This is a genomic window from Pseudomonas sp. 05N434 (assembly GCF_056396965.1).
Genome location: NZ_JBFTMK010000938.1, coordinates 1 through 1,012, shown reverse-complemented (window position 1 = coordinate 1,012; position 1,012 = coordinate 1). Strand labels below are relative to the sequence as shown.

The following is a 1,012-nucleotide window of genomic DNA, read 5'->3' as shown; positions in this document are numbered from 1 at the left end:
CAATACGACAGCAGCCAGTACACCATTGTCGGCCACAGTGAAGCGACCGCCACTGGCCTGCTGCTGTTCGGCGTCATCCCGATCCAGCAGAACAACCGCTTCATCCGCGCTCAGGACGCGGCCATCAAAGCCAAGGGCGGCGATGCCATGATCAACACCCAAGTGCAGGAAAACTGGTTCTGGGCTTGGGTCCTGACCGGCTACACCACCAAAATCTCCGGTGATGTGGTCAAGCTGAAAACCGTTCAGTAAGTGCAGTGCGCCTTCAGTCATTTCAGCTGCGGCGCATTCCTTGTAGCAGCTGCCGAGCTCGCGAGGCTGCGTTCGGCTGCGAAGCAGTCGTGAATCCGACTGACGCGGTCTGCCTGATGCACCGCAAGTTCTGATCTTACGACTGCTGTGCAGCCGAACGCAGCCTCGCGAGCTCGGCAGCTGCTACAGATCGCATTACGGCTTAGGACATCGACCGGGGTGAGGCACATCCAGATGCCATCACCCGGCTCATTGATCGAACCTCACGCCCACGCTTTTCCGAGTTCCTCCAGACCGGCGTTTTGCAGGTCCTGCGGGTTCATGACCACACGGAATTTGCAGTTGGCCTGGAAGTTGAGGAAGAAGGGTTCCGCATACCCGGGTATTTCGGAGGGATCCACGATATCGATCAAAAAAATCCCATTTCGCATGCCATCTTGCTCAGTGAAATAAGTCGCCTCGGGCTTAATGGTGTCCAGGATACGGTTCATGATTTCGCCGACCTTCCCCGACCTGACAAACGCGTTGAAAGGCTCATGGGGAAACTCGACCATCAGTAGCATTTTCATTATTTGATACTCAGTTTGAAGTGGCGCACTCCTTACCCGGATCCTTACTCCTGGTTTTGATGCCGCAAGCCGTGCCCGCGGTGTGTGTGGTTAAGAATAGCGAAGGGTGAGAGGGCGTCGGGGCGGGGTTACGGACGGTCGTTGTTGATGATTCAGCGCGGGCGCTAATTCGCTGAAACCCGCATCTATAC

General features: G+C 56.2%; 2 protein-coding genes. One reads left to right on the top strand and one right to left on the bottom strand.

The features are described from left to right. On the top strand, nucleotides 1-252 hold a 252-nt coding region (locus tag AC1DLB_RS30875), incomplete at its 5' end, for a hypothetical protein (RefSeq protein ID WP_477786390.1). Nucleotides 253-515: 263 nt separating this feature from the next. Here AC1DLB_RS30875 and AC1DLB_RS30870 read toward each other — a convergent pair. After that, a complete protein-coding gene (locus AC1DLB_RS30870) occupies nucleotides 516-821 on the bottom strand; it encodes a hypothetical protein (RefSeq protein ID WP_018928234.1) in 306 nt (101 codons plus the stop codon). Between the last annotated feature and the right edge of the window lie 191 nt (nucleotides 822-1,012).